This window comes from Sphingorhabdus sp. (assembly GCF_046292425.1).
Classification (GTDB): domain Bacteria; phylum Pseudomonadota; class Alphaproteobacteria; order Sphingomonadales; family Sphingomonadaceae; genus Sphingorhabdus_B.
Window position 1 is genome coordinate 14,932 of the sequence record NZ_JBKBQV010000023.1, and the last position, 22,671, is coordinate 37,602.

The 22,671-nt window shown below is 55.4% G+C and carries 24 protein-coding genes; 8 read left to right on the top strand and 16 right to left on the bottom strand.

Annotation, left to right across the window (positions count from 1 at the left end):
* The first annotated feature begins 20 nt into the window (after positions 1 to 20).
* Both ACK4S7_RS06685 and gmk read left to right on the top strand, forming a co-directional pair.
* Positions 21 to 215 carry a hypothetical protein gene (locus ACK4S7_RS06685; protein WP_409645280.1) on the top strand — a complete coding sequence of 65 codons (195 nt, stop codon included), beginning with the start codon at positions 21 to 23 and terminating at the stop codon, positions 213 to 215.
* A 71-nt stretch (positions 216 to 286) separates the two neighbouring features.
* Positions 287 to 940, top strand: coding sequence for a guanylate kinase (gene gmk, locus ACK4S7_RS06690; RefSeq protein ID WP_409645281.1), 654 nt, complete (start codon positions 287 to 289; stop codon positions 938 to 940).
* On the opposite strand, the gene ACK4S7_RS06695 is transcribed toward gmk, so the two are convergent.
* The 7 genes from ACK4S7_RS06695 to ACK4S7_RS06725 all read right to left on the bottom strand — a co-directional run bounded on the left by ACK4S7_RS06695 (position 937) and on the right by ACK4S7_RS06725 (position 5,645).
* Positions 937 to 1,413: a DUF3429 domain-containing protein gene (locus tag ACK4S7_RS06695; protein WP_409645282.1), complete on the bottom strand. Its 477-nt coding sequence runs from the start codon at positions 1,411 to 1,413 to the stop codon at positions 937 to 939. The two genes, gmk and ACK4S7_RS06695, sit on opposite strands and share 4 nt — an antisense overlap.
* A 67-nt stretch (positions 1,414 to 1,480) precedes the next feature.
* Entirely contained in the window at positions 1,481 to 2,182 is a 702-nt protein-coding gene (locus tag ACK4S7_RS06700; RefSeq protein ID WP_409645283.1) for an ATP12 family chaperone protein, read from the bottom strand.
* A complete protein-coding gene (locus ACK4S7_RS06705) occupies positions 2,179 to 2,418 on the bottom strand; it encodes a hypothetical protein (RefSeq protein WP_409645284.1) in 240 nt (79 codons plus the stop codon). Before ACK4S7_RS06705 ends, ACK4S7_RS06700 begins: the two co-directional genes overlap by 4 nt.
* Entirely contained in the window at positions 2,415 to 3,077 is a 663-nt protein-coding gene (locus ACK4S7_RS06710; RefSeq protein WP_409645285.1) for an HAD-IA family hydrolase, read from the bottom strand. Before ACK4S7_RS06710 ends, ACK4S7_RS06705 begins: the two co-directional genes overlap by 4 nt.
* Complete coding sequence (locus tag ACK4S7_RS06715) at positions 3,074 to 3,676, bottom strand: FMN-binding negative transcriptional regulator (protein ID WP_409645286.1); 603 nt, start codon at positions 3,674 to 3,676, stop codon at positions 3,074 to 3,076. Before ACK4S7_RS06715 ends, ACK4S7_RS06710 begins: the two co-directional genes overlap by 4 nt.
* A 350-nt stretch (positions 3,677 to 4,026) precedes the next feature.
* A complete protein-coding gene (locus tag ACK4S7_RS06720; protein WP_409645287.1) occupies positions 4,027 to 5,271 on the bottom strand; it encodes an RluA family pseudouridine synthase in 1,245 nt (414 codons plus the stop codon).
* Entirely contained in the window at positions 5,268 to 5,645 is a 378-nt protein-coding gene (locus ACK4S7_RS06725) for a fluoride efflux transporter FluC (RefSeq protein ID WP_409645288.1), read from the bottom strand. The genes ACK4S7_RS06720 and ACK4S7_RS06725 overlap by 4 nt, the downstream gene beginning before the upstream one ends.
* A 469-nt stretch (positions 5,646 to 6,114) precedes the next feature.
* On the opposite strand from ACK4S7_RS06725, the gene ACK4S7_RS06730 reads away from it, so the two are divergent.
* A complete protein-coding gene (locus tag ACK4S7_RS06730) occupies positions 6,115 to 7,797 on the top strand; it encodes a hypothetical protein (RefSeq protein ID WP_409645289.1) in 1,683 nt (560 codons plus the stop codon).
* 54 nt (positions 7,798 to 7,851) lie between these two features.
* Here the strand turns inward: ACK4S7_RS06730 and ACK4S7_RS06735 are convergent, their stop codons facing one another.
* From ACK4S7_RS06735 to chrA, 3 genes are all read right to left on the bottom strand, one after another.
* Complete coding sequence (locus ACK4S7_RS06735; protein WP_409645291.1) at positions 7,852 to 8,487, bottom strand: hypothetical protein; 636 nt, start codon at positions 8,485 to 8,487, stop codon at positions 7,852 to 7,854.
* Between the two features lie 151 nt (positions 8,488 to 8,638).
* Entirely contained in the window at positions 8,639 to 9,175 is a 537-nt protein-coding gene (locus ACK4S7_RS06740) for a hypothetical protein (protein ID WP_409645292.1), read from the bottom strand.
* Between the two features lie 86 nt (positions 9,176 to 9,261).
* Complete coding sequence (chrA, locus tag ACK4S7_RS06745) at positions 9,262 to 10,584, bottom strand: chromate efflux transporter (RefSeq protein WP_409645308.1); 1,323 nt, start codon at positions 10,582 to 10,584, stop codon at positions 9,262 to 9,264.
* A gap of 212 nt (positions 10,585 to 10,796) precedes the next feature.
* Between chrA and ACK4S7_RS06750 the strand changes: the two genes are divergently transcribed.
* From ACK4S7_RS06750 to ACK4S7_RS06760, 3 genes are all read left to right on the top strand, one after another.
* Entirely contained in the window at positions 10,797 to 10,982 is a 186-nt protein-coding gene (locus ACK4S7_RS06750; protein ID WP_409645293.1) for a hypothetical protein, read from the top strand.
* A 152-nt stretch (positions 10,983 to 11,134) separates the two neighbouring features.
* Positions 11,135 to 12,136 carry a sensor histidine kinase gene (locus ACK4S7_RS06755; RefSeq protein WP_409645294.1) on the top strand — a complete coding sequence of 334 codons (1,002 nt, stop codon included), beginning with the start codon at positions 11,135 to 11,137 and terminating at the stop codon, positions 12,134 to 12,136.
* 129 nt (positions 12,137 to 12,265) lie between these two features.
* On the top strand, positions 12,266 to 14,458 hold the full coding sequence (locus ACK4S7_RS06760) for a putative bifunctional diguanylate cyclase/phosphodiesterase (protein WP_409645295.1): 2,193 nt from the start codon (positions 12,266 to 12,268) through the stop codon (positions 14,456 to 14,458).
* Here ACK4S7_RS06760 and ACK4S7_RS06765 read toward each other — a convergent pair.
* Both ACK4S7_RS06765 and ACK4S7_RS06770 read right to left on the bottom strand, forming a co-directional pair.
* Positions 14,455 to 15,177: a hypothetical protein gene (locus ACK4S7_RS06765; RefSeq protein WP_409645296.1), complete on the bottom strand. Its 723-nt coding sequence runs from the start codon at positions 15,175 to 15,177 to the stop codon at positions 14,455 to 14,457. The two genes, ACK4S7_RS06760 and ACK4S7_RS06765, sit on opposite strands and share 4 nt — an antisense overlap.
* 138 nt (positions 15,178 to 15,315) lie before the next feature.
* Positions 15,316 to 16,149 carry an SDR family NAD(P)-dependent oxidoreductase gene (locus tag ACK4S7_RS06770; RefSeq protein ID WP_409645298.1) on the bottom strand — a complete coding sequence of 278 codons (834 nt, stop codon included), beginning with the start codon at positions 16,147 to 16,149 and terminating at the stop codon, positions 15,316 to 15,318.
* Between the two features lie 220 nt (positions 16,150 to 16,369).
* Here ACK4S7_RS06770 and ACK4S7_RS06775 point away from each other — a divergent pair, with 220 nt between their 5' ends.
* Both ACK4S7_RS06775 and acnA read left to right on the top strand, forming a co-directional pair.
* Positions 16,370 to 17,512 carry a hypothetical protein gene (locus ACK4S7_RS06775; protein WP_409645299.1) on the top strand — a complete coding sequence of 381 codons (1,143 nt, stop codon included), beginning with the start codon at positions 16,370 to 16,372 and terminating at the stop codon, positions 17,510 to 17,512.
* Positions 17,513 to 17,918: 406 nt separating this feature from the next.
* On the top strand, positions 17,919 to 20,594 hold the full coding sequence (gene acnA, locus ACK4S7_RS06780; protein WP_409645301.1) for an aconitate hydratase AcnA: 2,676 nt from the start codon (positions 17,919 to 17,921) through the stop codon (positions 20,592 to 20,594).
* Here the strand turns inward: acnA and ACK4S7_RS06785 are convergent.
* The 4 genes from ACK4S7_RS06785 to ACK4S7_RS06800 all read right to left on the bottom strand — a co-directional run.
* A complete protein-coding gene (locus ACK4S7_RS06785; protein ID WP_409645302.1) occupies positions 20,591 to 21,442 on the bottom strand; it encodes an HpcH/HpaI aldolase/citrate lyase family protein in 852 nt (283 codons plus the stop codon). The two genes, acnA and ACK4S7_RS06785, sit on opposite strands and share 4 nt — an antisense overlap.
* Positions 21,443 to 21,477: 35 nt before the next feature.
* Positions 21,478 to 21,924 (bottom strand): MaoC family dehydratase, encoded by a 447-nt coding sequence (locus ACK4S7_RS06790; RefSeq protein ID WP_409645304.1) that lies wholly within the window; start codon positions 21,922 to 21,924, stop codon positions 21,478 to 21,480.
* Positions 21,924 to 22,436 (bottom strand): endonuclease domain-containing protein, encoded by a 513-nt coding sequence (locus tag ACK4S7_RS06795; RefSeq protein WP_409645305.1) that lies wholly within the window; start codon positions 22,434 to 22,436, stop codon positions 21,924 to 21,926. The genes ACK4S7_RS06790 and ACK4S7_RS06795 overlap by 1 nt, the downstream gene beginning before the upstream one ends.
* A partial coding sequence (locus tag ACK4S7_RS06800) for an acetyl-CoA carboxylase biotin carboxyl carrier protein subunit (protein WP_409645307.1) occupies positions 22,433 to 22,671 on the bottom strand: 239 nt, incomplete at its 5' end. The genes ACK4S7_RS06800 and ACK4S7_RS06795, both read right to left, overlap by 4 nt.

The following is a 22,671-nucleotide window of genomic DNA, read 5'->3' on the forward strand; positions in this document are numbered from 1 at the left end:
CGAATATAGGGAGAATGAAAATGCTTAGAACAATCGCAGGCGCCGTCGCTGGCGAAGTTATCGGCCGCAAACGTGGCAACGGCTTGCTTGGCGCAGGCATTGGCCTTGTCGCCACCCGTTTGGCTACGCGCTCAATCCCCGGCCTGTTGCTCGTTGGCGGCGCATTCGCGGCCAAAAGCATTTACGACAAGCGTAAGGGTCGTAAAGGCGTCTAACCAGCTTTTGTCGTCCCTGTACCGCGCGCTTACCTCTTGACGTCGGCCTGCCCTTTCGCGCAGTAGCGGCTATGGCCCATACCAACAACCACAAGCCGCATGAGCTGGAGCGCCGCGGGCTCCTGTTCGTGCTCTCCTCACCTTCCGGCGCTGGCAAATCCACGCTTTCGCGTATGCTTCTGGAAGCTGACGAGAAAATTGCCTTGTCGGTTTCCTACACCACGCGCGCGCCACGACCCGGCGAGATTGAGGGCGTTCATTATCATTTCACCGATGTTCCCACCTTCAAGAAGATGGCCGCGGATGGGGAGTTTCTGGAATGGGCGCATGTCTTTGGAAACCGCTACGGCACACCCAAGGCCCCGGTTGAAGAAAAACTGGCTGCTGGCTGCGACGTCCTGTTCGATATCGACTGGCAAGGCGCGCAGCAATTATATCAAGAGGCTGGCCCAGACGTCGTGCGCGTCTTCATCTTGCCGCCATCTATCGAAGAACTTCAACGCCGCCTTTACAGCCGCGCGCAGGACAGCGATACCGTCATTGCAGATCGCATGAGCCGGGCCAAATCGGAAATCGGGCATTGGGATGGCTATGACTATGTCCTTATCAATGACGATGTGCAGGCATGCTTTGAAAAGGTGCGCCAAATCCTTGCCGCTGAGCGGATGAAAAGACGACGTCAAAAAGGCCTGATCGGCTTTGTGCGGGACTTGGCAGCGACTTAGGCAAGAGCAGCGAGCAATAGGGTCACGCCACCCAGTCCAATGGACAAATGCCATCGCAGCTTCATCCAGCCGGGTGGCAACGCGCAGCGCGATGACAGCCAGCGGTCACCCAGCGGCGACAGGAGCAGTAAAAATCCAAGCCACGCCATAGATGGTCCGGGCCAGGTCAGTCCCCATATCCAGGGCAAATAACTCGCCATCGCCAGCAAGCTTGGCGCAACGGAAAGCGCGAATATGCCGTTGGCCGACACATCATCCTTGCGGGTAGTGACGCCGAGCCCCCACCACATGCCGCCGATGAAGCTGAAAATAAATGCCGCATAGCCATAGGCCAAGGCGAGTCCAGTCCAGCGATATTCGGAACCTGACAGCACCATTGCGGCCGCGATGACCTGGGGCAACAATCCGGCATAGCCCGCGACAAAGGCCGCCTTTGGGATTGGGCGTAGGGTGAATATCGCGCTGTCTGTCATAAATGTATTCCTTGCGTTGAGCGCGCAATTACCCGCACCGCCCGCAAACTGCGAGATGGGTTTTCCCCTATGTTCCCGGCGAGAGCAGGTCCAGAAAGCGTACTGCGGCCATAAATTCGCCTTTGCGATCATTACGGTTTTTCTGCGCCCAATGGTCGGCGCCCCATAACTCTTCCTGCCAAAGTTCGTCGAGGCAGGCTGCGTTCCAGATGTCTTCGGCTGACCCCGCGCGTTCGATAACTGCCAATGTTGCGACCAACGAGCCTGAAAGATGCGCAAGCTTTGCCATTGCGGCCAGTTCGAACGTTCCGCGTGCGGCGACGACAGCACGTAACGTCTCAAGCGTTGCCGCAGGCTGCGGTTGGTGCATGATGCCTTCCACAATGACAAAGCTGACGCCATATCGTTCCTGCGCCCAACGCAGCCAGGGGTCCCAAATCTGCGTCTGCCGTTCTGCAAGGGCCTCACCGGCTGTAGCGCGGTAACAGAATAGGTCAGTTTCGCCATAAGCCGCTATGGCCGCGGCAAAGCCAGCGCGATCAGTGGCGATCCGGTCAATAGCCGCATTGGCAAAACCGGTCATCGGCATATTTACAGGGTTCAGCGTTTTTTCCACTGCTTCCCACTCGGCAACCACCGCATCCGCCATCTTCTGCGTCGGCAGGGCGAGCACATTGCCCGTTGGCGTCTTTACCGGACGCCCGTCAAGCCGAACCGCTTGACCGAAAGTGGTGGGTTCAAGCGTAACTTCTTTCCAAAACCGCCTCATAAATCCGGCTTGCTTTTCCACCTTTTGGCAAGGAACACCGGAACCAGAAGAAAATCAAATATCCCGATTAAAAACAGTACATAACCAGCCGCCTTAGGCAATCCGAATGCTTCGCGCGCGATGACCGCAAGGCCGACAACCAGCATGATTGCGCCAGTGATTCGGCACAAATTGATGACCAGAAAACGATATTGAGCCTGAGTCTCTGCGCGTGCCTGTTCGTCAATCTGCATCACGCAAAATCCTTCAGATAGGCCTTAAGATCGTCCATGCTTTCGGCGATATAGTCTGCCCCGGCTTCGCGCAACTCCTCCACGCGGTGATACCCCCAATTGACGCCCACTGTGCGCGTACCGGCGGCACGACCCATATGAATGTCATACACGGTGTCACCGATGACAACCGCGTTGCATGCGTCCGCCCCTGCATCGGCCAGCGCCTGATAAACCATTGACGGATGCGGTTTGGACGGGTGGCGGTCGGCAGTTTGCAGCGTTACAAACAAGCTTTTGATGGCGTGATGGTCCAGACAGCGGATCAACCCGCGATCCGATTTACCCGTCGCGACCCCAAGCAGCCATCCGCCTTCGTCCATCTCCGAAAGCAAGGCAGCCATTCCGTCGTATAAAGGTTCATCCACCAAGCCGTTGTTGCGGAGCGTGAGGAACGCAGTCCGGTAATGCTCGGCCATGTCTTGGTGGCAGATATCGTCTGCATCAGGCAACAGCACACGCATGGATTCCACCAGCGACAAGCCGACGACACGCCTGATATCGTTCCGCAACGGCGGGGTCAGCCCAGCCCCTTCAAATGCATATGCCATTGCCATGCAGATATTTGCCTGACTGTCGACCAATGTTCCGTCGCAGTCGAATATGGCCAGACGGTGAGTCATTGCGATACACCCCGCATTAGACTTGCGATGGCACCGTTACCGGCGCGGGCGGCACCGTTTGCAGCCGCCATGCGGATGGCGTCTGATTTATTTTGTCCCAGCTTACGCGTTCCGCGCCAGTCTGTGATGTCCATTTTGAAGCCAAAAATCCCACCAAGCATTTTCTCGAAATAGCCTTTAGCCATTTTGGCGCGCGTCCAGACCGGTTTTGGAGTAAGTTTTGATTCTTGCAGCATGGAGAGCGCATCTGATTGGGCAACCAGTTCCGTCTCGTCCATTTTGCGAACATCACCCTGCATTTCGACCGCGCAATAATTCCACGTCGGCACCTGATTTTCGGTGCCGTACCAATCCGGACCGATGTACCCGTCAGGGCCGTTCACGACAAACAATGCTTCTGCCCCGTCGAGATATTTCGCCAACGCATTGCTGCGCGCCATATGAAATCCGATGCAGTCGTCCGCCAAAAACACCAGCGGCAAATGTGCGACACGCGGCCCGTCGGGCGTAGTCATGAACAGCATTCCAAAACCGATATTCTGAGCGAAGACACGCATTGCGTTTTGGTCTTCCCAACGAAATGCAGCATTGGGGTGCATGGCTAGTATTCCGTTTTCGCCAAAACGCGATCCCTTGTCAGCTGCGCAGAGGGCGACCCCGGTTCAGCACAAAAGATAGATAGCTGTGTCAGTGCCTGACATGCATGCATTTTCGTCAATCCCCCGTCATCCTGAAAACGCATCAGAACTTCAAACCCACACCCTTTATGCTGAAACAAGTCCAGCATGACGAGAGGAAATTACGCTATTTTGCGTTTTTTTGGCCATTGGCCCAGCATGACGGGTAGCAATGCAGGCACTTTCCAGCCTTCAGAAAGACCAATGAGGCCGATCCGCCGTCACCCCAAACTCGTTTCAGGGCAACGGCAGGGGAAGTTCAGACTTCCTCGCTATTTCCGCCCCGCTGGCTTTTTTGCGGGGGCACGCTTTGGCGGCGCTTTGCCGGTTACCGCTTTCTTGATCACGGGCTTTTTCGCTGCGATCTTCTTGCCGGCGGCCATCTGGCTGCGCTTATTATCCTTGGGCTTGGCGGGGGCAGAACCGCGGGTGCGGCGTTCGCCCTTGCGTTCCTTGCGCGCCGATTTGGCAATATTCGCTGCGACGCGTTTCTTGCCCTCGGCGGTTTCGCTGAACTTTGGGGCGTCGAGGACGAGAGCATCGCCAAGCTCAATATCAAAACCCAGATCATCGAAGCTTGCCTTCATATGCGGTGGCAAATCGGCACGGACGTCAATTTGATGGCCAGCTGGATGGTCGATGCGGATTCGACGCGCGTGCAGATGCATCTTTCGGCTGATCGTGCCCGTCAGAAACGCGTCCTTGCCACCGTATTTGCCGTCACCGACGATTGGGTGGCCAATGGCCGCCATATGGACGCGTAATTGATGCGTACGGCCGGTATAGGGCTGCAACTCGACCCAGGCCGTAGCATTGCCCGCGCGTTCGACAATGCGATAGCGGGTGCGCGCCGATTGGCCTTCTTTCTCGTCGACATGCATTTTCTCGCCGCCACTGCCGGGCTGCTTGCCAATAGGCAGGTCAATGAAACCGTCGGCAATGTCGGGCACCCCGACAACCAGCGCCCAGTAAACCTTGCGCGCAGTGCGTGACGAAAAAGCCTTCGCAAAATGCCCCGCCGACCGCGATGTCCGCGCCAGCAATAACGCCCCCGATGTATCCTTGTCCAATCGATGGACAAGCTTTGGCCGGTTATCCAGTTCGAAACCAAGTGCATCAAGCAAACCGTCAACATGGTTCTCGGTCTTGGTCCCACCTTGCGTTGCAAGTCCGGCCGGTTTGTTGATCACCAAAGCCGCGTCATCCTTGTGAATGACCATACTCAACGCGAATTCCATTTCGTCGTCGGTGAGTTCACGGCGAATGCGCGTTGGCCGCGCGCTCGAGGATGCCGATGTGTCCGCAGGCGGTACGCGCAGCGTTTGTCCTGCCAACAAACGGTCGCCCGGCGTGGCGCGCTTGCCATCGACGCGCAACTGTCCCGTGCGCGCCCAGCGGGAAACGATGTTGAACGATGCATCGGGCAAATGCCGCTTGAACCAGCGGTCCAGCCTTATGCCGTCATCATCAGGGGCAACGACAAATTGCCTGATGCCTTTTTCGTCGCTTTTGCTCATGCCCAAATTGCCTTTGCTGCCGCCATGCCGGCGAATGTTGCGCCAAGCGCCAATATTACGGACACGGCGGCATATCCCGTCGCCATGCCTATCTGCCCCCGCTGCACCATATAGGCCATTTCTACACTGAATGCGCTGAATGTAGTAAATCCGCCCAGTACGCCAACACCGAGGAAAAGGCGTAGCGGCTCGGTTGAACTGTCCCCGCGCATCAGCCAAATCGCCAACACGCCCATGCACAGCCCGCCGATGATATTCACTGCAAAGGTCGGCCATGGCCAGCCAGTGGCGCCGACGGGCAGCGCGCGGGACAGGCCGTAACGCAATGCTGCGCCAATGGCTCCGCCCGACATGACAAGGATGATGGGGTTCATCGCCGCGCTTTAGCGCCGCTTCCTTTTAAAAGCCAGCCAAAGGAATGCCGATGCGCAGGAGGAAGCATAAGGTCGTGTGAAACAGAATATCTGATCGGTGCTGATCGATATCCTACCGAGTGGCGACAGCGCTTTTGGTTTTCCAACACAGGATATTATGCACGCCGAAACCAGGGACCATTGCCTGGCAAAACTTCCATAACTTTAATTACACCGCGGTCACGTGCAGCAAACGTAACATTGAAGCAACACTGCAAAAATATGTTGGAAATTGGCCGGTTTCGTCAATCTTATGAGTGAATACAATGCCTGCTGCCGGGATCAGAAAATAACTTTAACTTCCGTTACATTTATGATGTAACGGAAAGTGGAATGCAGATGCCGTCATTTCATCGGCTGGAACACACACCGCAGGAGAGGTCCAATCACCTTTAATAGTGAAAATCCGGATCAGGATTTCGTTATCAGGATGATGGCCGAAAGCGATGCCATATTGGCCAGCGAAGTGTTTCAACGCTCCCCGGTGTTGTCGGGGCTGTTACGGTATCTCGTCAATGAGACCGTCGCGGGTCGCGCCAGCACATTGAAATCTTTTATCGTCGCGGTCGATGCGCTTGGCCGCAAGGCAGACTTTGACTCCGCATCTGACAGCTCGGCGCGGGTACAAATGGGACGCCTGCGCAAATCACTCGAAGGCTATTATGCCGAACACCCGCCGACGGACGGTTTGTGTCTTTACCTTCTGCCGGGCTCGTACATCGTTCGGCTGGATCCGCGCGAAGTGGCATATCCTACCCTCCCCGAACTGTTACCTGATTCGCCAATTCCATCTTCTCACGCGACTTTAAGCAGCGATTCAGCCCCGAATGTTTCTCGCCCCGCCCTGCCTTTTTATCAACAACCCTTCATTGGGCCGATGCTGGTCCTAAGCGCCATTGCGCTGGTGGCGGCGGCGGTTTTGTATCTACAAAATAAATCAACCTCATCGCAGGTCTATCTCAGCCCAATCCTCGAAATCTCTCCGGTCGACAGCGCCGGTTCTGTCAGCGCACAGGAAACATCGCAAATGGTCGGCAGCATATTGGCTGATGATCTTAGCCGTTTTAAAATTTCGCGTGTTCGCCTGCGCAGTGGCACACCACTGGAAGGTGAAGAGAATGGCTCTGCAAATGTGTATCGGCTCTCCTCCCGTCTCGTGACCGACAATGAAAGCAACACCACTTTATATCTGACCATTGACGACGCCCGCTCAAATGTCCTCATATGGTCACGCATCCTCGTGATGCCGCCTAATTCCACAGACACGCGATCGGCTCTTATTCCTATTGTAGGCGAAATTAACGGGCCGCATGGCGTCATCGCTTCTACTGAGACTGCTCTTGCACGTTCGGTCGACCAAGGGGGATATCCATGCCTGCTGAAATACTTTGAATTCATCCGCTTCCATGGCGACAGGCTGGAGAAAACTGTCGCTGATTGCATGGCAAAGCCAGTTGCAGAAAAGACGATGGTCGCGACGATGCTTGGCGTGCGCGCTACGTTCGAAGTAGAGCGCGAACGGGATCGCGCGAAAATGAGTGCCGCTTATGCGCGCGGCATTGAATATGCACGGGCGGGTGTAAAGGTTGATCCCAATGATGGCTGGGCGAACTTTGCAATGGCCCGTTTGTCTTACTTGAAGCCCGATTGTGCGACGGCCCGTTTTTACACTGACCGGACCATCGAAACGAACCCGAACAGTCCGGTATTCTCGGCTGTGTTGTCGGGCATCGGTCCGCTTTGTAATTACCCCGGTTCCGGCAAGCTTCTGGATCAGGCAATCCGTAACCAAAGCCCATATTATCCGCGCGGACGGCTGTTATTGGTGTTCAGTGCGATATCGCAAAACACACCGGAGAAAATTGCGCTCATATCGGACGGCGAACTTCCGACCTCACGTAATAACAAGTCGAATTATTATCTTGCTGAGGCAATGATTGCGGCATCAAAAGGCCAACGTGAAGAAGCCACACGTTACTGGAGGCTATTTGAAGCCAATGCGCCGGCCTATAGCAAGACAACTGACGACAAGCTTCGAAATATCATCATGATACCCGAATTGCGACAGAAAGTAGTCGATTATCTTCAGGCCGCCGGAGTTCGAATTTCCTAAAAAAAGGGGGTGACATCACTGCCACCCCAGTCGCTTCGGCTTGATAACCCTTTTTCAGCGGCCGTTGCTGGCCACGATATCAACTGCGGTGCCACCGCCTTTGGCCTGTCTGAACGTGAACACATACGCACCGTCATCCTTGGAACGTATGCCGCCCAAAACATGCGCGCCTGTGCGAATCTGGTATTCGGCACCGAAACCTGACCTGATCGCGCGGGTGTAATAATAATCAACGACGTTCTGCAGCCGCGCTGCGGTGGTAAAACTCACCGCGCGAATATCGCAAACGCCGCCGTCCACGCCCGCCGCCTCCTCCACGCGCGCTTTGGGATAGACGGGAAACTCACGTGGCATCCGCTCAGCCCAATGATTGGCAACCTGCAATTGGGAGTTGCATTTTCCCTTGTCACGCCCCGGGCCAGAGTTAGCGCGGTCGCCAAGCGTCGACGCACGCGTCTCCGCACAATCGTTGCAATTGTCCACGTTAACGATTGTCGGCGCTGGCGCATGCAGCAGCGCGCCAGCATGCAGCGCCGCATCAATCGACAGGGGTTCGTTCAACGCCCTATTTGCTTCGGATCCGCGCTTCGACCCGCATGCCGCAAGAGGCAGCGCCAGAATAAGCCCCATGAGCAACGGGAGCCTCAGGCGTGGAAAAGCACGCTTTTTGCGGGCAAACGACTTTTTCATGACACAGCGCTGCGGTCAATTCTCGACAAACGCTAGTCACAAAAATGGTTAATCTTCGGACTTTTTCGGGCTTGCGCTGCGCCGCTTCGTCGCCTGTATCAGCGCGGGACGGCTATTGCGAGGTCCTTAACAAAAGCCACGCGCACGCCGCTCATTTGACGACACCCCGATAACTTACCGTGCGCTCTGTCCCGGGAACAATGGCATCGGCAAAAACCCAACGGATGTGAGTCACGTCCTCGGGCAAAGCTGCTCGTTCGACCTCTGCGGTGCCAGTTGCATCCTTGGTCTTCACCTTTAGGTTTGCCAGCTTGCCATAGCTGCGCCCCCCATCGACCGACACTTCAGCCCAATCTTCACCGACAGATGCAAAACGAACAGCCGTTGGCATCGGGTTGGTGGCCGTGAATCCCACCGCCGGTTCTGCACCTTTATTGTTGACCAACAATGTAAAAACCACATTGTCACCCGGAACAACGGATACATCATTGGGAGTATACAGGGCCGTTTTTTCGGTTCCGTCGGCATTTTGCTCAGTGCGCTCAATCTTCACATCGCTGCGCAATGTTACCGGCGCGGCGGCATCATTTCGCGTCTGTGCATGCACCTGGCCAGCCAACAGGCCACTCGTCATTGTCGCCGCTGCCAAAGCCATGGCACAAGCTGACATCACAATTTTCAATTTCATGATCTATCTTGCCTTATCTGGTCCAACAGAAACCTGTCACCTTCATTATGCCGCAGGGATGGTTAACAGACCGTAAAGCTGTTATATTACAACAGACTGAGGGCGATGCCGCAGATTCCTGCTGTGAACAGGACGATAATGACGTTCCATCGCAAACGGAATATCAGCAATGCCGAAAGGATAGCGAGCACCCCGGCGCGCCAATCAAAAGTGGCAATCTCGGGCCAATATATCCGTAGCGGGCCATATTGCCGCGCACCAACCTCGGCAAAAAGGACATGCAATGCAAACCACGCGGTCAAATTGGCAATTACGCCCACGACGGCGGCGGTCAGGGTCGCCAGCCCGCCTTTCAACCATTTGGCATTTTCCATGCGTTCAATCCATGGTGCAAAGGCGAAAATCCACAGAAAGCATGGGGCGAAGGTCACCCATGTGGTCAGCCCTGCCCCGATGATGCCAGCCAGCAATGGCGCAAAGGGTTCTGGTGCACGAAACGCCGCGAGATAACCGACAAATTGCGTAACAAGTATCAGCGGACCCGGCGTGGTTTCGGCCAGACCCAGACCGTCCGCCATTTCTCCTGCTGATAGCCAGCCAAAGCCGTTCACCGCCTCCTGAGCCATATATGCAAGCACGGCATAGGCGCCGCCAAAGGTAACCAGCGCCAGTTGAGAGAAGAATGTGCCAACATCCCACAGCACATGGTCCCGGCCCAATGTCGCGCAGACAAGAAGCAGTGGCGCAGCCCAGATCAATCCCCAAACCAATATGGCGCGTAGGCTCAGGCGCCAGGGACGGGCAGTTTCCATTATCTGCCCTTTACCTGCCTTTAACGCCAACCAATCGGGCCTCCGCGATGCTACGAACATACCAACAGCGCCGGCCCCAAGCACGACGAACGGAAATGGCAGGTTGAGGAAAAACAGCGCAATGAACGCGGCGATTGCGACGACTTTCTTGAATCGCGTATTTAACGCACGGCCGCCAATGCGGATCAATGCCTGCACCACAATAGACAGAACTGCGGCCTTTATGCCTACAAATAATGCGGCAAACCAATCAAGGTTTGCGGCAAAAGCATATAAGGTCGAGAGTGCCAAGATCACCAACGCGCCAGGCATGACGAACAACAACCCTGCGGCAATCCCGCCTCTTATCCCGTGCAGCCGCCATCCAACCCAGGTCGCCAATTGCTGCGCCTCAGGCCCCGGCAGCAAATGACAAAAGTTCAGCGCGTGAAGATACTGGTCTTCATCAACCCAGCGGCGCTCCTCGACCAGTTCGCGGTGCATAAGCGCGATTTGCCCTGCCGGTCCGCCAAAGCTGAGGCAGCCGATACGCGCAAAGACCTTCAACAGTTGGGAAAAATCGGGATGTTCTGTTTGCGTTGCCAATGTTTGCTCCATGCCTTCAACATCCGCCAACAGCGGACACATAAGGCAACGCTTGGGCAAAAAGCCTGACCGGGAGGTTGCTGTACCCCGATGCATTCGATGTAGCGGAAAATCTGGCCTGCTCAAGAAAGATTATGAACATTTGATCGCGGCTGCCCGGCGAAACTTTGCATCTTGGCTCAAATGGTGCCAAACCAAACGACAACATTTCCCAAGGAACGTCCATGATCCCCTTTGTCATAATGACTGATACCCGCGGCCAGAAAATATCGGTAAACCCGGAGATCGTCCAGTTCGTCCGTACTGCCGACAATGCGCATGATGAATGCCTGATTGTTTTCGGAAAAGACCAGCTGCTGCGCGTTCGCGGCAATTTGGACGAAGTCACCGATAAGCTGCGCCACGGTTAAATATGGGCGAATTCCCGGACAGGATGTGGAAATAATTTAGACTTCGCCAAAGCCGTAATATCCAGCTATGCGGTACCGTCATTGCCCTTAATATCCCTACACAGCAGGTTGATGACTTACCATCCGCAATGCGGCGTCAATAAAGGGCTTTCATGTCACAACCGGCGAATACTCCTATCGAATGGAGCAACAAGCATCTTCGCCTCGCGGTGGAGGCGGCTTGCGTTGCTATGTGGTCGTGGAATGTCGATGATAACAGCTTCCGGATGGATCCGAGAGGTTTTGAATTATGGGGTCTCAAATGGGCAGACAGTGTCGAATTCGAGGAATTGTCCGCCCATATTCACCCCGCCGACCGCGACCGCGTGCGTGCGGCCTTTATCGCAACGCGTTCAGTTGCCGGACCCTATGAAATAGATTTCCGTATCATCCTGGACGGCTGTGTCCGCTGGGTTTCCGCGCGCGGACAGGGGGCGGACGAAGGCATCGTCGATAATGTGATGTTCGGCATCTTCCTGGATGTCACGGGACGTAAACAGGCTGAAGAGGGCAATGAACTGCTCGCTGGAGAAATGAGCCATCGGGTCAAAAACCTGCTCACGATCGCGACGAGCCTGACAACGCTGACATCACGATCTTCAAAATCCATTGACGAAATGACTCGCGACCTCACCCGGCGGCTTACGGCGCTTGGCCGCGCGCACGACCTTGTCCGGCCGCTGCCTCGTTCACAAGGCAAGGCCGCGCTGTTGGGCGATGTCATCACGGTTTTGCTTGCGCCTTATGACGATCTAGGCGCTTTTAGCGGTCGAATCCGTGTCGCCGTACCCCGCATGGGCATTGGCGAACGCAGCGCTAATGCCCTCGCGATGGTCATGCACGAATTGGCAACAAATTCCGCCAAACACGGGGCGTTATCCAGCGAGGCAGGCGCGCTGGAAATCACTGGCTGCATGGTCGACGACCATCTCGAAATGGTGTGGGCCGAAACCGGTGGGCCAGAGGTCGAAGCTACGCCGACAATGAATGGTTTTGGCAGCAAGATGGCCGAACAGATTGCCGCGTCGGAACTGGGTGGCCAGATCAGCTATGAATGGCAACAGACCGGCCTTGTCGCTACTGTTACCGCAGATGCACGGCGCCTTGCCGACTGACGACAATAATCTGCATTGTAACGCCAGTTTACACCTGTAACGTTAGCGATATTGTAACCCTGTTTCTTTATCGCCCGTTACCCATGGGTCGGATGGAATTCATATCGCTGATGAGCGAAGGCTAGGACGATGGCTGTGGCACGTTTGTTCAAAAGTTTTTCCAGCGGTGCCACTGCCGATAAGGGCAGCAGTCCGGCATCGGTCATCGCAGCGGGCGACAGCAGCCGCCGTTTGCAGATTCTCGACGATTTTGAACAGGCGGGCATTGGCTGGCTTTGGGCGACAGATGCCGAAGGACGCCTGATCTACATCTCGGAAAAAGCCGCCGACAAACTGCAACAACCTATGGACGCGTTGCTGGCGCAACCGTTTACCGCCTTATTCGAAACAGATGTGCACAATCCCGGCGAACGGTCCGAACGGCCATTGGGTTTTCAACTGACCGCGCGCAACAAGATCTTGGACCAGACGGTCCGCTTTGCACTGGCCGGCGCACAAAGTGATGGGCGCCAAAGCTGGTGGTCGATATCGGGACATCCTAAATTCGACAATGCGGGCGAATTTCACGGCTATCGCGGCAGTGCCAAGGACATTTCGGTCGAATATGAACGTCAGCTCGTGGACTCGCGGCTGGCCGAATTTGACTCGCTGACGGGCCTTGCGAACCGCCATCGCATGGACAAAAAGTTGGAAAGCACGCTCGCCGCCTACAAAGCAGCAAAGCGCAGCTGCACGCTTATCATGATGGACCTTGACCGGTTCAAACAGGTCAATGACACGCTTGGCCACCCTGCGGGCGATGAACTCCTTTGCCAAGTTGCCCGCCGCCTTGAACGCGTGGTCGGCAGTCGCGGCGAAATCGGTCGCCTCGGCGGCGACGAGTTCCAGATCATTCTCCCCGACATCGACGACCGTGGCAAGCTGGGCGAACTTGCGAACAAGATCATCCAGATTGTCTCGCAACCCTATAAAATCGACGACAAGCGCGCAACGATCGGCACTTCGGTCGGCATCGCCATTGCGCCTTATGACGGCGTCGATAAGCTCGACGTCGTCCACAATGCCGACCTTGCGCTATACGCAGCCAAAAACGGCGGTCGCGGGCAATTCCGCTTTTACTCCGCCGATTTGAAGGATGAGGCCGCCGAACGCAGCCTGCTTGAAGAGGGCCTGCGTGACGCGCTCGCCAACGACGCACTTGAACTGCATTACCAACCCGTCGTCCGTGCAGAAGACAATCTGGTGGTCGCGTTCGAAGCACTGATGCGGTGGGACCATCCCGAACGTGGCCCTATCAGCCCCGAAGTTTTCGTCCCGATTGCCGAGGAATCAGACCTCATCAATCAAATCGGCGCATGGGCTCTCAACAAGGCGTGCACAGACGCCATGGCATGGCCCACATCGATCCGCGTCGCAGTAAACGTCTCCGCCGCGCAATTCGCCCATACCGACCTCATAGAAACTGTCGCGGGTGCGCTTGAGAGTTCGGGTCTCTCCGCCGACCGCCTTGAGCTTGAGCTGACCGAAAGCGTGTTTATGGGCGATGGCGAAACCATCGACGACATATTCCGCGCATTGAAGCATCTTGGCGTCCGCCTTGCGCTCGATGATTTCGGTACGGGCTATTCCTCCTTGAGCTATCTGCGCTCCGCCCCTTTTGACAAGATCAAAGTCGACCGCACCTTCGTCGACAGTTGCACCCAGAAAGACCAGAACAGCGCAAAGATCATCGCTGCGATCATTGGCCTGTCCGAGGCATTAGGCATGGAAACCACGGTTGAAGGCGTTGAGGCGTTCGACCAGCTTGAGGCTGTGCGCGGCATGAACGCCCGTTTCATCCAGGGGTGGATATACGCCAAGGCAATGACTCAGGAAAAGGTGCTGGAACGCATGGCCAGTGGCGACCTGCATATCAAACCCGATGGGCCATTACGCCATCGTCCGGAACGACGCTCCGTATTCCGCCGCATTGGCATCATCCATGACGACCACCGATACGAAGCATTGATGCGCAACCTGTCAAAGACTGGCGCACTGATCGACGGCTTGCTTGGTGTGCCAACTGGCACTGGCCTCGTGCTTGATCTTACCGGCGGGCAGCTTGTGATCTGCACTGTCACCCGCGTGCAGGATGCCATGATCGCAGTCGAATTCGAAACCCCCTTGGTCAGCGACGGCGCCGGCGGCTTGTGTACGCGCCACCGCATTTCGCCTTATGTGCTGGCCAGCGCAGCGATGCAGGGCGACGCCCCCAAAAGCAAACCACAGTTCATCGAGGTCGCCGCCGTTTCCGCCCATGCGGCACTGGATTTTCCGGATTAATCCGCATGCAGTTCGCTTGGGTCAACCAAGCCGCCGGCAACCAGCTCGGCCATGGACTGGTTGGGCCAGTCCTGCGGAAGCGTCTGCTTGCATGTCGGACAGGAACCACCCGTCGCGGCGTAATTGTTCAACCGCTTCCGGATCGCCGTCAATTTGGCGATGAACCTATCCTTTGCGACCTCAAGATTCTCGATCTCGATCTTGCGGCCACTATCATCGAACCTTTTATCCTGCTGCCATTCTTCAAAGCTTAAATAATCGTCAGGCGTCTTTCCGCCGATAAAGCCATTTCCGGCCATGTCCCCGCGTTTCAGCAACAGACCAAGGATCGCATCCGATGGCGTAATACGGCGTTCAACCTCCTGCCCGCCGCGGATGATAACGGTCTCCTTCCCCTCCACCGCCCGTTTATAGGCCACCGCCATCAACCCCTCACCCGCCCGCGCCAACGCTCGATCCCAAGCGCCGGAAAACAGCGGGAAGCGCCGCTTCATGCGATAGGCCGCCGTATTGGAAACCCCCGCGACCCGGGCTGCATCGCGCACACATCCGGTATGCGCCAAAGCATCAAAAAACCGCTGCGTGCGTTCCTCCGTCCAACCGTCATGTCGCACCCGCAACCCCGGCATCAGGCTGTTACGGCTGACCCGGATGCGCGAAGTTACCCGTTCCAAGGGAACAGGTAGATCAGAGCCGTTAGTCAAGGTTTTGCGCGCCATATTAACTCCATTGGTTATTCTGGGAAGAACAAATAACCTATATGGAATACTGTAGGAAACGTGTTTTGTACATTCTGGGGCCGCAGGCTAAGCCAAAGGCTCACCTTGCGCCCACCGGAATTGCTTTTGACAACGTCGCTAACGGATACCTTTGGCTTGCCCACCGTCAACGCTGAGTGCCACGCCCGTGACCCAAGATGCTCGCTCTGAAACCAGCCAGACAGCAGCGTCGGCGACTTCTTCGGGCGTTCCCATTCGACCAAAAGGAATGCTCGCTCTGGCAAGTTCATAAAAAGCCGGATTCTGTTCCCGCATTATATCCCAAAGACCGCCAGGGAACTCGGTTGAACCCGGAAGAATAGCGTTGACGCGTATCCCGTTCATGGCTTCAAACACGGCCAGCTTCTTGGCATAGGCATTAAGCGCGGCCTTTACTGCCGTATAAGCAAAATCAGCACCAGGAGTGGCTTCTACGCCCGAGCCTGATGATACGAACAGTATCGACCCTGATCCGTGCTCGCGCATGTTCGGTATTGCTGCCTCCACGAGTCTGACAGCCCCCAAGAGATCCACAGAAAGACTTGCATCCCAATCTGACCTTTCGGGACCAACTGAAAGTGCAGAAGCGTTGCTTACAACAATGTCTACCCGCCCGAATTGTTCAAACGTCTTCGCCATCAGGTTCTTGACAGACGAATCGTCGGACAAGTCGCAGACGACCGAAACTACCTCGCCTCCCGCTGCCTGTATCTCCCGTTGCGCTGCCAATAACGCATCTTCACCGCGGGCTGCGATGACCAACTTGGCGCCTTCGTTTGCCAGGCCCTTGGCTATGGCAAGTCCGATACCCCGGCTTGCGCCCCCGACGACCGCCACTTTTCCCGAAATTCGCAGGTCCATGCCGTTACCTCCAACAAACGGGATGTAGCTGATCCAGACGAAAATGTCTCCAGACCATTCGAGGAATAACACATTCTCGGATTCGGTCTTTCAGGCAAAGCTGTTCTGGATCGACCTATGTTCAAGCCAACAAGCGAAAGTGCGCAATCCCTTCCCGCGAAAGCTGAAAATGCTTTACCTACGCAGATTAAATCGGCGATGAGGGAATATGGCTAAATGGCGGCGACCATTGATCTGGTTAAGATTATTGGTGCGCATTTTTGACTGATTGGCATTACCTTGCAAGGCATGCATGTCGAGGCGCGAGACCTTTTATGATAAAGGCGGGGAACAGCGGTTGAGAACAAATCGTTATTTAATGGCAGTGTTAGCTACAAACAGATTTCGGACTGTAGTGACAGTTTTAATAATATTAACTGCCGCTTGCTTGGCGATATACAATATTGATCCGGTAAGGCACTATGTCGCTCGCACGGTCAAGCATGGTGCGATCTGCTTTCTCCAGAATAATGCTATAATAAAGCCACGGCGCGCGCATTATACACCCGATAAAGGCACGGTTGACATTGTGTATTGCGCACCAATCAACCCTCCAGCATTTGATGGTGCAAAGATGGATCATGGCATTTTTGTTCTTTCCGATTTTGGTCATCAGGTGCAAAGATTAAATCAATTGGGTCAGGTGGTCTGGACACAAAATCTACACACTCCCCGGGGCTTGGATTCCACAGAGAAACACCTTTATGTTGGTGACCGGAAAGAATTACTCATATTGGATGTCGATACTGGCGAGATACTGAAGCGGTACCGTTACAGTAATTACATAACTGCACTAAAGGCATATCGTGACAGACTCTTTATCGCGTTTGATGACGGACAGGTTGGGAGCCTCATCGGTTATCAAATCGATGATAAAATGAACAATGTCATATTTCGGCTACCCATGAGATTGGCTTCCGCGCGCGGCATTGATGTATCAAACAACATGCTGGTTATCGCTGACACGTTTCACCATAAAATTGTAAAAATACGGCTCGACTCTAATGTGGTGTCATCGACTAAATCCTATTATCCGAACAGTGTTCAAATCTGGAAAGATAGCCTGCTAATTTCCGAAGAACATCTGAACATGGTCTCGAAATTCTCTTCGCATTCCCTGACAAGAACTGGAGCAATGGCCGGATGCTTTGACCCAAAAAATCTTGATTCAAAAATTGAAAAAGTCGTTTTAGATGATATTTATCGCTCGGGTACGTCATGTAATGCACAACATCTTGGCAGTAAGTTATATTCTCCGAACGATGCAATTTATGCTGATGGCAGTTTATACGTCGCAGATACTGACAATCACCGAATTGTCGTTTTAAAGAACGGTATAAAACACTCCGTTATTTCCGGTTTCAACAATCCGGTAAATATACGTCTTGTCAAATAATCCAAATTGATCGCGCTTGATTAATCAGTCTACACTCAAGGCGCATTCAAAGTTACTGTTATTTCATGCGGCTGAGGCGTCGACGAAGGATGGTGACATCGCGAGTAACTCAGTAAGTAGCCAGCGCGCTGCGTGGCAGATTTATGAAGTTGATCTGAGAGGTGACCGATTGAGCTTCATCACCCTAGCTTTTCTTATTCAATCGCTCCCCAAAGCTGCCACTTGCCCCAGCGCAATTTTACCCCGCCCCACCTTGCACCCCTATCCCATCCGCGCTAAGGCGCGGCCAGCAAACGACTCTCCCGCTTTTACGCTGGTTTGACGCGCGTTCTATGGCCGCAGCAAGCGGTGACCGTGTCGTCTTCCCCATCCGGCCGAAAGCCCAATTTTTAGGGGTAATGATAATATGACCGCAATCGGATTAGACAGCCTGCAAACCCGTTCCACCTTGACCGCTGGCGGCAAGACGGTGGATTATTTCTCCATCAAAAAGGTTTCGGAGAAACTGGGCGATGTGTCGAGGCTGCCTTTTTCGATGAAGGTTCTACTCGAAAACCTGCTCCGTTTTGAAGATGGCGGCTTCACCGTTTCGGTGCAGGATGTGCAGGCGATGGTCGATTGGCAAAAGGACGCAAAGTCCGACCGCGAAATTCAGTATCGCCCTGCCCGCGTATTGTTGCAGGATTTCACTGGCGTGCCTTGCGTGGTTGATCTGGCCGCGATGCGCGACGCGATGACCGCACTGAAGGCTGACCCGTCGAAGATCAACCCGCTCGTTCCTGTGCATCTTGTGATCGACCACAGCGTCATGGTCGACGAATTCGGACACCCAAAAGCTGCCGAACAGAATGTGGAAATTGAATATCAGCGCAATGCCGAACGTTATGACTTTCTGAAATGGGGTTCGAAGTCGCTGAACAATTTCAAAGCGGTTCCTCCGGGCACCGGCATTTGCCATCAGGTCAATCTGGAGCATATCGCCCAGGCCGTTTGGACCAGCACCAGCGAAGATGGCGCGGCGATTGCTTACCCCGATACTTGCGTTGGCACCGACAGCCACACGACGATGATCAACGGCCTTGGCGTGCTTGGCTGGGGCGTTGGCGGCATTGAAGCCGAGGCCGCGATGCTTGGCCAGCCCGTATCGATGTTGATCCCGGAAGTTGTCGGCTTCAAGCTGACGGGTGCGTTGGCCGAGGGCGTGACCGCGACTGACCTTGTGTTGACCGCAACGCAAATGCTGCGCGCCAAGGGCGTGGTTGGCCGCTTTGTGGAATATTACGGCCCCGGCCTTGCGTCGCTGTCGCTCGCCGACCGAGCAACACTTGCCAACATGGCGCCTGAATATGGTGCGACCTGTGGTTTCTTTGGTATTGATGAAAAAACCATCGAATATCTGCGCCTCACCGGCCGCGATGAGGACCAGATTGCGTTGGTCGAAGCTTATGCCAAGGAACAGGGTCTGTGGGCTTATGCCGACATGGAAGACCCAATCTTCACTGACACGCTGTCGCTCGACATGGCATCGGTCGTCCCTTCGCTTGCTGGCCCAAAGCGCCCGCAGGACAAGGTGATCCTCACGGAAGTCGACAACGTGTTCAACGACGATCTCATCAATGTCTACAAGCATGACAGCGCAAAGCGCGTCCCTGTCGAAGGCAAGACGCACGATATTGGCGATGGCGACGTCGTGATTGCGGCGATCACAAGCTGCACCAATACATCAAACCCAAGTGTTTTGGTTGCTGCCGGTTTGGTGGCGCGCAAGGCCAATGCCTTTGGCTTGCGTCCCAAGCCATGGGTGAAGACCTCGCTTGCGCCGGGAAGCCAGGTTGTGACCGATTATCTTGACCGTGCAGGTCTGACTGCAGATCTGGATGCAGTCGGGTTCAACCTCGTCGGCTATGGCTGCACCACCTGCATCGGTAACTCCGGTCCACTGGCCGAGCCGATTTCGGCGGCGATCAACGGCCATGACATTGTTGCGGCCTCCGTCATTTCGGGTAACCGTAACTTTGAAGGCCGCGTATCGCCCGATGTGCGCGCGAACTTCCTCGCGTCGCCGCCACTGGTTGTCGCCTATGCCCTCAAGGGCACAGTGACCGAAGACTTCACAACTACGCCAATCGGTCAGGCGACTGACGGCAGCGATGTGTATCTGAAGGACATCTGGCCCACCAATCAGGAAGTGCATGATGTCATGACTGCCAACATCGACCGGTCGATGTTCACTGCGCGTTATGCCAAGGTTTATGAAGGCGATGCGCATTGGCAGAAAATCCAGGTGGAAGGATCGGACACTTACACATGGCGCGCCGGGTCGACTTATGTCGCTAATCCGCCCTATTTCGAGGGGATGAGCATGACGCCTGCGCCGGTGATGGACATCATCGAGGCAAAGCCGCTTGCGATCCTGGGTGACTCGATCACTACCGACCACATTTCGCCCGCCGGAAGCATCAAAGCGGACTCGCCAGCGGGCAAGTTCTTGCTGGAGCATCAAGTTTCCAAGGCTGATTTCAATAGCTACGGCGCCCGCCGCGGCCATCATGAAGTCATGATGCGCGGAACTTTCGCCAATATTCGCATCAAGAACGAAATGGTCCCCGGCATCGAAGGCGGCATGTCGAGCTACAAGGGCGAAGTCATGCCAATCTACGATGCCGCGATGAAGCACAAAGCGGACGGCACGCCATTGGTTGTCATCGCTGGCAAGGAATATGGCACAGGTTCTTCACGCGACTGGGCCGCAAAGGGCACCAACCTGCTTGGCGTTCGCGCCGTCATCGTCGAAAGCTTCGAGCGCATTCACCGCTCGAACCTTGTCGGCATGGGCGTATTGCCGCTTCAGTTTATGGAAGGCGAAAGCCGGACAACGCTTGGTCTTACAGCCGATGACAGCTTCACGATCACGAGCGTCGGAAAGCTTCAGCCGCGCCAGACAGTCACGGTCATGGTAACCCGTAAGGACGGCTCAACGTTCAATTTCGACACTTTGTGCCGCATCGACACCGCAAATGAGGTCGAATATTTCATGAACGGCGGCATCTTGCACTATGTGCTGCGGAAACTGGCTGCTTAAGCCCTCGAGAGGATCGACAGCGCCGCTTTCAAATGCGGCGCGTCAATCATTTTGCCGTCGAGTTGGAGAACGCCAGCTCCGGGGTTCGCTGCAAATGCAGCAACCACCGATCGGGCGTGCGCTAACTGCTGCGACGAAGGCGTAAATCCGGCATTGATAGCCTTCACTTGCGATGGGTGAATGGCTAACATGCCGGTAAAGCCATCCCGAGCCGCACGGGCGACATAAGCCGCAAGACCCGCATCGTCGCTTATATCAGGGTAGACCGTGTCGATCGCTGCGACACCGGCAGCATGCGCGGCAAATAATGTGAGCGAGCGGACCATTTCGTAAGGCGCGGTATACCGACCGTCCGCTTCGCGCGACGTGGCTGCTCCCACGGCGGCTGGCAGATCCTCGGCACCCCAACTGACGCCTGCCAAATACTGCGCGACTTCGCGGAGCGTTCCGAGATCAAACACAGCGCCGGGTGTCTCGGTGGCAATTGGCATTATTGGCGGCGCTTCGCCATCAGGACTGTCCGCAACGGCCGCCGCTTCGGCACGCAACCAGTTTACCGAACGAGCGCCTTTGGCCTTCGGAAGCACAATGCCATTTGGCAAAAACGGTAGGACTGACGCGAGATCGTCATGCGTCAAATGACTGTCCTGCGGGTTTACGCGGACGAAGACGGGGACGGGACGGTCGCCTGACAGATATTCTGCCGCAGCCTCGCGCGCTACGATTTTGCGATCAACACCGACCGAGTCTTCAAGGTCGATAATGATAGCATCAGCGCCACTGGCGGCTGCCTTGGCAAAACGTTCAGGCCGGTCACCCGGGACGAAAAGGAGCGAGCGAAGTTTCATTCAGCCTTTATGGCCTTCGTCCCATCCGAACGCAATCAGGCCTTTTTCAGCAAAGCAGCACGTTCGCACTGGCAGACGATTTCGTCACGCTGATTGATGCAGCGATGAAGAAAGGTCACTACTCCTGCGTCTGGCCGGGATTTACTCTCCTTCAGTGCAGTGACCTCGGTTTCTGCACGGAGCGTATCGCCGATGAACACCGGCTTCGGCATCACCAATTTGTCGTAGCCCAAATTGGCAACCAGCGTGCCCAACGTCGTATCGCCCACCGAAAGCCCGACCATCAGTGCAAAGGTAAATGTGCCGTTGACAAGTATCTGTCCGAACTCGCTGGCCTTCGCGGCCTCCGCATCGATATGCAACGGCTGCGGGTTATGCGTCATGACCGAGAAGAGCAGATTATCGGTTTCGGTAACCGTGCGGCGGATTTCGTGGACGATCGTATCGCCAATTTGCCATTCGTTGAAGCATTTGCCTGCCATTATTTAAGCCCTGTTTCGGTCATGAGCAAAACCTCCCCGGTACGGGGAGGGGGACCGCCAGCCAAAGGCTGGTGGTGGTGGGGTTGCCGCTGATCGCAGGCCGCGACAATCATTGCGATGGCATCTTCCAGGCGTGCGAGAATGATTCCCGCTGGTAGCCGCAAGACCACAAATCCGCGCGACGCTAGATATGCGTCACGCATTAAATCACGTTCCGGCCGATCGCCACGATTATGCACATCGCCGTCAATTTCGATAGCGAAGCGTCGCTCAAGGCAGACAAAATCCAAAACAATTTCGCTTAAAGGATGCTGTCGCCGGAATTTGTAGCCGCCAGGGCGTTTGCGCAGCTCGCGCCAGACTAACACTTCGGGCAAATTCCCCGATCGCCGTTCGCGTTTTGCTACCTTTCGGGCATTGGTGCTTGCGGAGAACACCCCTCCACCACTCGGCGTTGCCGAGCGGTCCCCCTCCCCGTTCCGGGGAGGTGTTTGATTAGAATCCTTACTCACATCACCGCCTCAATACGCACTAACAACGTCTCAACCTGCACCTGCGCGCCAGTCTCGGCGTTCAGCTCCGCCACGATTCCGTCGAACGGCGCGGTAAGGCTGTGTTCCATCTTCATCGCTTCGAGCGTTACGAGCTTTTGCCCTTTCGTCACCATATCGCCTGACTTGACGTCCACCGCAATGATGCGGCCCGGCATGGGGGACAAGATGGCCCCATCACCGGCGGCACTGTGCC